The sequence below is a fragment of the Pseudoduganella flava genome, from assembly GCF_007830495.1.
GTDB lineage: Bacteria > Pseudomonadota > Gammaproteobacteria > Burkholderiales > Burkholderiaceae_D > Rugamonas > Rugamonas flava.
This window is the reverse complement of the sequence record NZ_VLKW01000010.1, coordinates 235,825-248,204: the sequence shown is the minus strand read 5'-3', so window position 1 is coordinate 248,204 and position 12,380 is coordinate 235,825. Positions and strand designations below refer to the sequence as shown.

Genomic DNA, 12,380 nt, shown 5'->3' with positions numbered 1-12,380 from the left:
AACGATGCCGGCTTTTCCCGGATGGTGTGCTGGTTGCGTTGCAATAACGCGTTCTTAATGCCAATTTCATATAACGCAACGTACATTGCGCGAAATTTTCACTCTATAATAGGGTGCGCAGGGCTAGTGAAAGCGAACTCTCGGTTCGCTTTTTTTTCGAAGTCAACACGGTATGCGCTGCGGCGCAATATGACCACCAATCGGACTTGTGATGAGTAGTGTAAAGAAAACTGCCGAACGCCTGATCAAGAAGTACCCCAATCGCCGGCTCTACGATACGCAGACCAGCTCGTATATCACGCTCACCGACGTGAAGCAGCTGGTGCTGGACAATGAGCCGTTCACGGTGGTTGACGCGAAGTCGAACGAAGACCTGACCCGCAGCATCCTGTTGCAGATCATTCTCGAGGAAGAGGCCAGCGGCGCGCCGATGTTTTCGACGGACGTGCTGGCCCAGATCATCCGCTACTACGGGCACGCGATGCAGGGCATGATGGGGACTTACCTGGAAAAGAACGTCCAGGCGTTCACCGACATCCAGCGCCGCCTGACGCAAAGCGCCGCCAATTTCGACGGCAAGACGTTCAGCCCCGAGATGTGGACCCAGTTCATGAACGTGCAGGCGCCGATCATGCAGGGCATGATGAACAACTACATCGACCAGAGCAAGAGCCTGTTCGTGCAGATGCAGGAGCAGATGCAAAACCAGAGCAAGAACCTGTTCGGTGCTTTCCCGTTCGCCGTGCCGCCGGCACCGACCGACAAGAAGTAATCCCTTAGTCTCGCACCGCTGCGGCGACATGCTCGCGCAGCCAGCGGTGCGCCGGATCGCGATGCAGGCGCTCATGCCACAGCATCGCCATCTCGTAGCCCGGCACGTCGACCGGCGCTTCCACCACCCGCAAATCCTGTGATCCCTGCAGCTGGCGCGCCAGGCGCTGCGGCAGCATCGCGACAAGATCCGTCTGCGCGACGGCCGATGCGACGAACAGGAAATGCGGCACCGACAGCACGACACGCCGCTGCGCGCCCACCTGGGCCAGCGCCGCATCGGTAACGCCCTCGAAGCCGCCGCCGTCGGGCGACACGATCGCGAAGTCGAGCGCGCAGAACTGCGCCAGCGTGGGCCGGCGCTTCAGGCGCGGATGGCCGGCGCGGCCCACCAGCACATAGCGTTCCGCGAACAGCGTGCGCCGGCGCAGGCCCGGCGGCGAGCCGGCGACGGTGTGGAAGGCAAGATCGATGTCGCCCTGTTCGGCCTGGCGGGCGATGCGGGCCGGATGCATCTCGACGACGGCCAGCCGCGTGCCCGGCGCGGCCGCGCGCAGGCCGGCCAGCGCGGGCAGCACGACGGTCGACTCGCCGTAGTCCGACGCGGCCACGCACCACGTCTGGCTGGCCGCGGCCGGGTCGAACGGCGCGGAGGGCGCCACCGCCTGTTCCAGCGATTCGAGGGCCTGGCGCAGCGGTGCCCGCAGCTCCTCGGCGCGTGCCGTCGGGCGCATGCCGCGCGGACCGGGCAGGAGCAGGGGATCCTTGAGCATGTCGCGCAGCCGCGCCAGCTGTACGCTGATCGATGGCTGCGACAAGTGCAAGCGTGCCGCGGCGCGCGTCACATTGTGCTCCTCGAGCAGGACGTCGAGCGTGACGAGGAGGTTCAGGTCGAGGCGGAGCAGATTGATCATGTCTATGGCTCGTATTCTGGTAATTCATTTCTAATATACCGCGTGCACGCCTATCCTGCTTCCATCCCAACCAAAGGAGGAAAGCATGAACGTGTTGTATGTGTACGCCCACCCGGAGCCGCGCTCGCTGAACGGCGCGCTGAAGGACTTCGCGCTGCGCCACCTGCGCGCCGCCGGGCACGAGGTGCAGGTGTCGGACCTGTATGCGATGAACTGGAAGGCCACCGTCGACGCCGCGGACAGCAAGGAACCGCCGGAAAGAGGGCGCTTCGACCCGTCGCACGCATCGCAGCGAGCGTTCCAGAACGGCTGGCAGAGCGACGACATCGTCCGCGAGCAAGAGAAGCTGCGCTGGGCCGACGTGGTGATCTTCCAGTTCCCGCTGTGGTGGTTCTCGATGCCGGCGATCATGAAGGGCTGGATCGAGCGTGTCTACGCGTACGGCTTCGCGTACGGCGTCGGCGAGCACTCGGACCGGCACTGGGGCGACCGCTACGGCGAAGGCACGCTGGCCGGCAAGCGCGCGATGCTGGTCGTCACCACGGGCGGCTGGGAATCGCACTACAGCCCGCGCGGCATCAACGGTTCGCTCGACGAGCTGCTGTTCCCGATCCAGCACGGGATCCTGTACTACCCGGGCTTCGACGTGCTGCCGCCGTATGTCGTCTACCGGGCCGGCAAGATGAACGAAGAGCGTTACGCCACCGTCCGCGACGGCCTCGCGGCCCGCCTCGACACGCTGGCAACGACCGCCCCGATCCCGTTCCGCCGCCAGAACGGCGGCGACTACGCGATCCCCGCCCTTACGCTGCACGACGACCTGGCCCGCGGCGAGCACGGCCTGCGCATCCACACGCGCTGACACCGCGAAGTTGCCAAACTTCGGGGTCAGACCCCGTTTTTCGGAAACATTTCCCAAATTCGGGGACTGTCCCTCGTTTTTGGCAACTTTTTGCTTGCTGCCGGGCTATCTCCGCCTAACCGGTGCATTTTGCCGCGAACGTGCGGCAATTTCGCCCGTTGGCCGGATCCCATCGGAAATAATTTCCAAAAACGAGGGACAGTCCCCCGTTGTTTAGCGACCAGCTCAGCAGGGCATTGTAGGCTTTTTGCCACGATGGGAAACCTTTCCAAAAAGTGTTTGACGGGGGAAAAATATCACTGATAGTATTGGCAACATCGAAGTGGAAGCGCTTCCACTTGTGCTTCCCAGACTCATCAGCGAAGGAGTTTTTGTGGTTCACAATGCATTGCACGCTCAGGTGGCGGAGACCTTCGACGCGCCGCCGGACTCCGTCCTGTGGCGCAAGGACTTCCTGCTCGGCGTCGCCACCGCCGCCTACCAGATCGAGGGCGCCGTGGACGAGGATGGCCGCCTGCCGTCCATCTGGGATACCTTCTCGGCCACGCCCGGCAAGGTGCTGCATGGCGACACCGGCGCCGTCGCTTGCGACCACTACCATCGCTGGCGCGACGACGTGGAACTGATCGCATCGCTCGGCGTCGAAGCCTACCGCCTCTCGATCGCGTGGCCGCGCGTGATGGATGCCGCCGGCCGGCCGAACGAGACGGGCATCGCGTTCTACCGCAACCTGCTGCAAGCGCTGCGCGAGAAGGGGATCCAGACGTCGGTCACGCTGTACCACTGGGACCTGCCTCAGCACCTGGAAGACGCCGGCGGCTGGCGCAATCGCGACACGGCGTATCGCTTCGCTGAGTACGCGGACCTGATGAGCCGTGAGCTGGCGGGCCTCGTCGATTTCTGGTCGACGTTGAACGAGCCATGGTGCTCGGCGATGCACGGCTACGGCACCGGCCACCACGCGCCCGGCCGCACCAGCGTCGTCGAGGCCAACCAGGCGATGCACCACCTGCTGCTGGGCCATGGCCTGGCGCTGCAGGCGCTGCGCCGCAACGACCCCGCTTCGCAGAAGGGCATCGTCATCAACGTCGGCCGCGGCACGACGGATGGCGACACAGCCGCGGACCGGCGCGCCGCGGAACTCTTCGAGATGCAGCACAACGACTGGGTGCTCGACCCGCTGCTGAAGTGCCGCTATCCGGCCGCGCTGTATGAAGAGCTGTGGCAGGACGCCGCGCCGCCGGTGCACGATGGCGACCTGGCGCTCATCGCCGCGCCGCTCGACTTCCTGGGCATCAATTACTACTTCCGCACCAATGTGCGCGCCGACGACAACGGCGGCTACGTGGAAGTGCCATTGGAAGGCGTCGAGCGCACGCAGATGGGCTGGGAAGTGCACCCGGACGGCCTGCGCGACCTGCTGGTCGGCTTCCACGGGCGGTATGCGAACCTGCCACCGATCTACATCACGGAGAACGGCATGGCCTGCGACGACGAGGTGGTGGACGGCCAGGTCGTCGACGGCCAGCGTATCGCGTTCCTGAACCGCCACCTGGCCGCCGTCGACCAGGCCGTGAAGGCCGGCGTCGACGTGCGCGGCTACTTCATCTGGTCGCTGATGGACAATTTCGAGTGGGCCTTCGGCTACGAGCGGCGCTTCGGCATCGTCCACGTCGACTATGCCACGCAGCGCCGCACCGTCAAGCGCAGCGCCCAGCTGGTGCGCGACTTCCTGGCACAACGAAGAGGGAGACCTTAAAGCCCTTCTGCCGGCAAGCCTGTTTCACTTATCATAAGCATCCCATACCAAAAAGGCGCCTCGATGCGCCATGGAGACAAAATGAACAAGGCTATCCCTGGCGCGGTGGCCGCGGCGCTGGTGCTGCCACTTGTGCTGCCACTGGCGCTGCCGCCGGCGCAGGCGGTGCAGCCGCCGCCCGCCGCGCCGCTGAGGGCCACGGTGTCGCACTGGTGGACTTCGGGCGGCGAGTCCGCGGCGATCCGCCAGTTCGCCGACGCGTTCACGCGCGCCGGCGGGCAATGGATCGACCAGGCCGTGGCGGGCGCCGACCAGTCGCGCGCGTCGACGATCAACCGCATCGTCGGCGGCAATGCCCCCGTCGCCGCGCAATTCAACACGTCCAAGCAGTTTCGCGACATCGTCGACCAGGGCTTGCTGAACAACGTCGACGACGTGGCTGCCCAGGGCAGCTGGGACAAGGTGCTGCCGCAGACGATCATCGACGTCATCAAGATCAACGGCCATTACTATGCGGCGCCCGTCGACATCCACATGCCGGCCTGGTTCTTCTACTCGAAGGCCGCGTATGCAAAGGCCGGCATCAAGGCCGAGCCGAAGAGCTGGGACGAATTCGTCGCCCAGCTGGACAAGCTGAAGAAGGCCGGCCTGATCCCGCTGGCGTTCGGCGGCCAGGTGTGGCAAGAGAAGATCCTGTTCGACGCCATCTTCGCGCTCGTCGGCGGCTCCGAGCTGTACCTGAAGATCTACCGCGACCGCGACATCAAGGCAGTGCATTCGCCGGCGTTTCGCGACGTGCTCGTGAAGTTCAAGGCACTGCGCGGGTACACCGATCCGGGCTCGCCGGGCCGCAACTGGAACGATGCGACGGCGCTCGTCGTGTCCGGACGGGCCGGCGTGCAGATCATGGGCGACTGGGCCAAGGGCGAGTTCACGTCGGCCGGGCAGGTGGCCGGCAAGGACTTCGGCTGCTTCCCCGGCTTCGGCGCCAAGCCGCCGTACATGGTGGCCGGCGACGCGTTCGTGTTCCCGAAGACGGCGAAGCCGCAGATCGTCAAGGCGCAGAAGCTGCTCGCCGCCGTGATGACGGCGCCCGGCCCGCAGGCCGAATTCAGCGCCCGCAAGGGTTCCATTCCGATCCGGCCGGACGTCGACATGACGAAGCTGGACCTGTGCGCGCGCATGGGCATCGAGATCATGCAGGACAAGTCGCGCCAGCTGCCGAACGCGGAGATGCTGCTCGACCCGGACCTGAACGGCGCACTGCAGGACGTGCTGACCAATTACTGGAACCGTAACGAAACGCCGGAACGCGCCCAGCAGGCGTTCGCCCAGGCGATCAAGGACAACACATGGTAGCCGTGCGCCGCCCCGGTTCCTCGCTCGCGTGCTTCTCGGCCTATCTGGCGCTGGTGCCGATGGCCGCCGTGGCACTCGGCGCCTACGTGCTGACGATCCTGTGGACGGCCCGCGTCTCGGTATCGTCGAGCCGCATCTTCCCGGCCGGCGACTTCGTCGGCCTGGGCCAGTACGAACGCCTGTTCCGCAACGCGCGCTGGCTGCTGTCGCTGGAGAACCTGGCCGTGTACGGCCTGCTGTTCATCGCCGCCTGCCTCGTGCTGGGCTTCCTGCTGGCCGTGTTCATCGACCAGAAGGTGGCCGGCGAAGGCATGCTGCGCACCGTGTTCCTGTATCCGTATGCGATGTCGTTCGTCGCCACGGGGCTCGTGTGGCAGTGGATCCTGAACCCGGAGCTGGGCGTCCAGCAGGTGGTGCGTCACCTCGGCTTCGACACGTTCGCGTTCGACTGGATCGTCCAGCAGGACAAGGTGTTGTACACGATCGTCATCGCCACCGTCTGGCAGGCGTCCGGCCTTGTGATGGCGCTGTTGCTGTCCGGCCTGCGCGGCATCGACGAAGAGCTGTGGAAGGCCGCCCGCATCGACGGCATCCCGAAGTGGCGCGTGTACGTGTCGATCGTGCTGCCGATGCTGTGGCCGTCGCTGTCGACGGCGTTCATGCTGCTGTTCGTGATGGTCGTCAAGCTGTTCGACGCGGTCGTCGCGATGACGCAGGGCGGCCCTGGCACGGCCAGCGAAGTGCCGGCCAAATTCATCATGGACTACCTGTTCGGCCGCGCCAACATCGGCCTCGCGTCGGCCGCATCGATCGTGCTGCTGCTGACGGTGCTGGCGATTGTCGCACCGCTGTACTACGCCCGCGGCAAGGCGGCGCAGAGAGGACGCTCATGAAGCGCGACATCGAACTGGCAGTGCAACCGCCCGCCGTCGCCCGCCCGCCGCGCCGCAGCCACTTCACGCCGGCGCGCATCGGCATCTACCTGTTCCTGATATCGGCCGCGCTGTTCTTCCTCGTGCCGCTGTACGTGATGCTGGTGACGTCCGTGAAGCCGATGGCCGAGATCCGGCTGGGGAACATCTTCGCGCTGCCGCTGGCGCCTACCGTCGAGCCGTGGCGCAATGCGTGGCAGGCCGCCTGCACGGGACTCGAATGCGAGGGCATCCGCGGCGGCTTCTGGAATTCCGTGAAGATCACGGTACCCAGCGTCGTGCTGTCGATCGCGCTCGGTGCCGTCAACGGCTATGCGCTGTCGTTCTGGCGGCCGCGCGGCGCGAACCTGCTGTTCGCCGTGCTGATGATCGGCGCGTTCATTCCCGGGCAGGTGATGCTGTATCCGCTGGTGCGGGCGCTGGCAGCCGTGGAGCTGTACAGCAGCCTGCCCGGCATCGTCATCGTCCATATCGTGTTCGGCATGCCGATGATGACGCTATTGTTCCGCAATTACTACGCGGCCTTGCCGCAGGAGCTGTTCAAGGCGGCGCGCATCGACGGCGGCGGTTTCTGGCGCATCTTCTTCGCGCTGATGCTGCCGATGTCGACACCGGTGATCGTCGTCGCGCTGATCATGCAGGTGACGAACATCTGGAACGACTTTCTGCTGGGCCTCGTGTTCGCCGGCTCGGACAACCTGCCGATGACGGTCCAGCTGAACAACATCATCAACACGACGACGGGCGAGCGGCTGTACAACGTCAACATGGCGGCGACGATCCTGACGTCGCTGGTGCCGCTCGCGCTGTATTTCTTTTCCGGCCGCTGGTTCGTCCGCGGTATCGCCAACGGCGCAGTGAAGGGGTAATCCTATGGCCAACGTCTCCATCCGCAACCTGCAGATCCAGCTCGGTGCCAACAAGGTGATCGACGCGCTCGACCTCGAAGTCGACGCGGGCGAATTCATCGTGCTGCTGGGGCCTTCCGGCTGCGGCAAATCCACGCTGTTGCACAGCATCGCCGGCTTGAACGACGCCGCCGGCGGCCAGATCCGCATCGGTGGTCGCGACATGACCTACGCGGACCCGAAGGATCGCGGCATCGCGCTCGTGTTCCAGTCCTATGCGCTGTACCCGACGATGAACGTGGAGCGCAATATGTCGTTCGGCCTGCGCATCAACGGCACGCCGAAGGCCGAGATCGAGCGGCGGGTGGCACGGGCGGCCGAGATGCTGCAACTGGGCCCGCTGTTGAAGCGCAAGCCGGCCGAGCTCTCGGGAGGCCAGCGCCAGCGTGTGGCGATCGGCCGCGCGATCGTGCGGCAGGCGGACGTGTTCCTGTTCGACGAACCGCTGTCGAACCTGGACGCCAAGTTGCGCACGGAGCTGCGCCGCGAACTGAAGACGCTGCACCGCCAGCTCGGGGCGACGATGATCTACGTGACCCACGACCAGGTCGAGGCGATGACCCTCGCCGACCGGATGGCCGTGATGAAGGGCGGCGTGATCCAGCAGTTCGATACGCCCGATGCGATCTACCGGGCGCCGGAAAACCTGTTCGTCGCGACCTTCCTCGGTTCGCCCGGCATGAACCTGTTCGAAGGCCGCATCGATACGCGCGGCGGCCTGCGCTTCGTCACCGAGCACATGGCGCTGGACGTGGCGCATTACCCGTTTCGCCAGCCGCCCACGGATGGCCAGCGCGTCGTGCTAGGCGTGCGGCCGGAGGATGTCGACGTGGCCGCCGATGGTCATGCTGACGGCTTTTATCGCGCGCCGGTAGCGCTGGTCGAGGCGATGGGCGCGCACCGCGTCGTCTGGCACAGCTTCCACGGCACGCAGGTCGCGGCGATCGTGCAGGACGACCGGCCGGGCGGCGCGTTCGCGCTACGCGGTGGGCAGATCTCGCTGTTCGACGCGACGACGACCCAGCGCCTGTAAGTTCTCATTCCAGTTTCGCAGTGCATCCGCCATGCGTGAGCGGCAGGGACGGCTCACGCCTGCGTTTTCAACGTAGTCCATCCACCAACCGGGAAGAAGAGGGCAGACCGATGAAACAGAACAGGAAGACCGCGCTGGCGCTGGCCGTCGCGGCGGCAATGCAGGTACATGGGGCAACCGCGCAGACGGATACCGGCGGGGCGACCGGTGCCACGGCCGATAACGCGACCGCGTCCGGCGGTGGCCTGGAACGCATCGTCGTCACGGCGAACCGGCGCGACCAGCTGGTGCAGGATACGCCGCTGGCCGTGTCGGCCTTCACGCAGGATACGCTGCAGAATAACCAGGTCAAGGATCTCGCTTCGCTGACGTCGCTGGTGCCGAGCCTCGTCGTCGAGCCGCACAGCGATTCGGGGGGCGTGCACGTGTACCTGCGCGGTGTCGGCTCCGCGAATCACACGGAGCTGGGCGACCCGGCCGTCGCGTTCTATGTCGATGGCATCTATCTGCCGCGTCCCCAGGGCGCGACGGCGCTGATGTACGACCTGTCGCACGTCGAGGTGGCGCGCGGTCCGCAGGGCACGCTGAACGGCCGTAACTCGACGGCCGGTGCCGTCAACCTCGTCTCGGCCGCGCCGAACACGCAGAAGATGCTGGGTGCCGCATCGGTCGTCGTCGGCGACTATCACCGCATCCAGACGCAGGGCATGATCAATATCCCGTTCTCGGACAACGTGGCGCTGCGCGTCGCGGCGATCAAGGACAGCCACGACGGCTACGTGGACTTCGCGCAAGGCTCGAACGTGCCGCCCGGCGCGAAGAAATACGGCGCGCAGGACCAGGCGGGTGCCCGCGCCACGTTGCTGTGGAAGATCCTGCCGACGTTGAAGGCCACGTTCATCGCCGACTACTACGAGGACAAGGGTGCCGGCAACGTCTACCTCGCCGTCGAGCCGGGCAACCGCGACCGCTGGAGCACGGTGATCGACACGCCGGGCACCCTGAACCAGTCGATCACTACCTACAAGACGAAGTGGAACTGGGCGCTGAACGATTACGTGGACGTGCAGTACCTGGGCAGCTGGAGCCGCCTGAAACGCAGCAATGCGAGCGATGCGGACGCTGGCCTGTACCTGGGCTTCAAGGCCGAGAACCGCACCGAGTGGGGGCAGTTCGACAGCCATTCCAACGAGCTGCAGTTCAGGTCGAGCGAGGGCGGCACGGTGGAATGGGTGGCGGGGCTGTTCGAGTTCGGCGAGAAGAACAAGATCCGCTTCGACATCGACCGCAGCCAGATTTCCGAGGCGGCGTTGCGGCAGGACCTCGCCAACGGCAACGTGATCTTCGTGCAGCCGACGGTGGGCGAGTATGCGTCGGCGATGTCGTTCATCCAGGGCGACCGGCAGCTGAAGTCGAAGGCCGTGTTCGCGCAGGGCAGCTGGAACCTGAACGAGCAATACAAGCTGACGGCCGGCGCGCGCTACACGAAGGACCACAAGTTCGACCGCGGCGGCCAGAACTGGGCATGCCCGAACTGGCCGGACAACGCGCCGCGCGGCACGGCGGTGTTGACACCCAATCAGATCGCGCAGCTCGTCACGCCGGGCACGGGCCTGATCAACACGCACAATATCGGGCCGGGCGGCATCGTCACGGTGGCGAACTGCGGCAATACGCCCGGTGACAACACGGCCGACCTGAAATACGGGCAGGCGACGTGGCTGGGTCGTGTCGAGTACAAGCCGGCACGCGACATCCTGACGTTCGCGTCGGTGACGACGGGCTTCCACTCGCCGGCGATCGGCGACGGCGGCGCGACGACGAAGCCGGAAAAGCTGACGAGCTACGAGATCGGCGTCAAGTCCGACCTGCTGAACCGGGCGCTGACGCTGAACGTCGACGCGTTCTGGATGAAGTACAAGGACAAGCTGGAGTCGCAGGTCGTCAATAACACGCTGCAGAACTTCAACGCGGCCGGTGCCACCGTCAAGGGCGTCGAAGCGGAATTCGCGTGGCGGCCGACGAACGCCGCCCGCATTTCCGGCAACGCGACGTGGCTGAAGGCGACATACGACAGCTTCCTGTCGTGCGACGTCGACGCGGCCCGCGCGAACGGCCAATCGTGCGGCACGACGGCGCCGGCGGAGGACGTGGGCGGCTCGGAACTGAAGCACGCGCCGCGCTTCGCGACGACCTTGATGGCCGAACACGACTTCACGGTGGGCGCTGGCCGCCTGACCCCGCGCGTGCAGGCCCACTACGAAACGAAGTCGTTCGTCGGCGCCGGCGCGTTCAACCGCGATGTGCCGGGCCACCCGGGCGTCAAGCAGCAGCAGGCCTACACGACGGTGGACGTGTCGCTGCGCTGGGAGCCGCTGAACAAGGCCTACACGGCCGAGCTGTTCGTCAACAACGCGACGGACAAGGAAGTGAAGTACGACGCGATCGAAGTCTGCACGCAGGTGGGCGCCCCCTGCCAGCCGAACCAGCAGATCTGGGCCGCGTACTACAACCAGCCCCGCACGCTGGGGGCGCGGCTGTCGATGAAGTTCTGAAGCACCCGGCCCGGAACCGTCGAGCTGGTCGCAAAACAACAGGGGACTGTCCCTCATTTCAGGAAATATTTCCAGATTCGAGGGACTGTCCCCGATTTTAGGAAACTTTTTGGGTTTCACTCTGGCGCGACGAGAATCGCGCCTGCTCAGCTGGTGTGAAAACAACGCTTTTTGCTGTCGAGCTGGTATCGAAACAACAGGGGACTGTCCCTCGATTTTGGAAATATTTCCTAAATTGAGGGACAGTCCCCGATTTAAGGAAACACAGGTTGGGGTGGCGGCTTGGCGACCGACCCGCGCATCGTCACCGTTACCGGGAATTCGCGGGCGATGGGGTAGTCGGTGCCGTAGCACTGGTTCGCCAGCCAGCGCACCGCGTTTTGCGTCAGCTCGCGGATCGGGATGTGGATCGATGTCAGGCCTGGTGCCGTGAACGCGGCCGAGTAGTCGTCGTCGTAGCCGATCACGGAGACGGCACTAGGCACAGCGACGCCGCGCCGGTGCAGGCAGGCGAGGGCGCCGACGGCCATTTCGTCGTTCGCGCAGAACAGGCCCGTGAATGGCCGGCCGGCCGCCAGCAGCGCCTCGGTGGCCGCATAGCCGCCTTCGCGGGAAAAATCCGAGTCGATGCGCAGCACGTCACCCGCGGCGATGCCGTGTCGCGCCAGTTCGCCGAAGAACCCGTGCAGACGGGCGGCGTTGTCGCTGGCGCCAAGCGGCCCGGCGATGACGGCCAGCGTGCGGTGGCCATGCTCGAACAGCGTGCGGGCGGCGAGGGCGCCGCCGTGAGCGTGGTCCGGGCAGAACGCGGCCTCCGGCAGCGTCGGGCATGTGCGGTTCAGGAACGCGATGCGGGGATGCAGCCGGTGCAGCATCACGAGGTCGTCGTCGTGCAGGTCGTGGCCCAGCACGACGATGCCGTCGCAATCGCGCCCGATCAGGAACTTGACGGCTTCGATGGCTTCTTCGCGCGGCGGCAGCGGGCCGCACCCGGTCGCGACGACCACGTGCCGGCGCAGCGCGCGCAGTTCCACGTCGGTTTGCTTGAGAATGGTGCCGTAATACGCGCCAAAGAATGTGGGGGCATAGACGCCGATGATGCCCAGCGATTGGGCTGACAGCGAACGGCCGATCGACGATGGGCGGAAGCTCAGCTGCTCCACGGCGGCCTGCACGCGGCGCAGCGCGTCCGCAGAGACGGGGCCGGACCCGGAGATCGCGCGCGATGCGGTGGACATGCCGACACCGGCAAGGGCTGCGACATCCTTCAACGTGGCCACGCGGTCT

At 65.6% G+C, this 12,380-nt stretch carries 10 protein-coding genes; 8 read left to right on the top strand and 2 right to left on the bottom strand.

Annotated features, from left to right (window positions below; all coding sequences use genetic code 11):
• Positions 1 to 211 precede the first annotated feature (211 nt).
• A complete protein-coding gene (gene phaR / locus IP92_RS23160; RefSeq protein ID WP_145879671.1) occupies positions 212 to 772 on the top strand; it encodes a polyhydroxyalkanoate synthesis repressor PhaR in 561 nt (186 codons plus the stop codon).
• A 4-nt stretch (positions 773 to 776) separates the two neighbouring features.
• Here phaR and IP92_RS23155 read toward each other — a convergent pair whose 3' ends face one another.
• Complete coding sequence (locus IP92_RS23155) at positions 777 to 1,685, bottom strand: LysR family transcriptional regulator (protein ID WP_145879668.1); 909 nt, start codon at positions 1,683 to 1,685, stop codon at positions 777 to 779.
• Between the two features lie 85 nt (positions 1,686 to 1,770).
• Between IP92_RS23155 and IP92_RS23150 the strand changes: the two genes are divergently transcribed.
• From IP92_RS23150 to IP92_RS23120, 7 genes are all read left to right on the top strand, one after another.
• Positions 1,771 to 2,547, top strand: coding sequence for an NAD(P)H-dependent oxidoreductase (locus IP92_RS23150; protein ID WP_145879665.1), 777 nt, complete (start codon positions 1,771 to 1,773; stop codon positions 2,545 to 2,547).
• A 373-nt stretch (positions 2,548 to 2,920) separates the two neighbouring features.
• On the top strand, positions 2,921 to 4,306 hold the full coding sequence (locus IP92_RS23145; RefSeq protein ID WP_229418931.1) for a GH1 family beta-glucosidase: 1,386 nt from the start codon (positions 2,921 to 2,923) through the stop codon (positions 4,304 to 4,306).
• A gap of 81 nt (positions 4,307 to 4,387) precedes the next feature.
• A complete protein-coding gene (locus IP92_RS23140) occupies positions 4,388 to 5,665 on the top strand; it encodes an ABC transporter substrate-binding protein (RefSeq protein WP_145879663.1) in 1,278 nt (425 codons plus the stop codon).
• A complete protein-coding gene (locus IP92_RS23135; protein ID WP_145879661.1) occupies positions 5,659 to 6,558 on the top strand; it encodes a carbohydrate ABC transporter permease in 900 nt (299 codons plus the stop codon). The genes IP92_RS23140 and IP92_RS23135 overlap by 7 nt, the downstream gene beginning before the upstream one ends.
• Positions 6,555 to 7,466, top strand: coding sequence for a carbohydrate ABC transporter permease (locus IP92_RS23130; protein WP_145879659.1), 912 nt, complete (start codon positions 6,555 to 6,557; stop codon positions 7,464 to 7,466). Before IP92_RS23135 ends, IP92_RS23130 begins: the two co-directional genes overlap by 4 nt.
• A gap of 4 nt (positions 7,467 to 7,470) precedes the next feature.
• Positions 7,471 to 8,538: an ABC transporter ATP-binding protein gene (locus IP92_RS23125; protein WP_145879657.1), complete on the top strand. Its 1,068-nt coding sequence runs from the start codon at positions 7,471 to 7,473 to the stop codon at positions 8,536 to 8,538.
• Between the two features lie 110 nt (positions 8,539 to 8,648).
• Entirely contained in the window at positions 8,649 to 11,093 is a 2,445-nt protein-coding gene (locus IP92_RS23120; RefSeq protein WP_145879655.1) for a TonB-dependent receptor, read from the top strand.
• A gap of 254 nt (positions 11,094 to 11,347) precedes the next feature.
• Here the strand turns inward: IP92_RS23120 and IP92_RS23115 are convergent, their stop codons facing one another.
• The gene (locus tag IP92_RS23115) at positions 11,348 to 12,373 is read right to left on the bottom strand and encodes a substrate-binding domain-containing protein (RefSeq protein WP_145879652.1); all 1,026 of its coding nucleotides are present in this window, start codon (positions 12,371 to 12,373) and stop codon (positions 11,348 to 11,350) included.
• Positions 12,374 to 12,380: the final 7 nt, after the last annotated feature.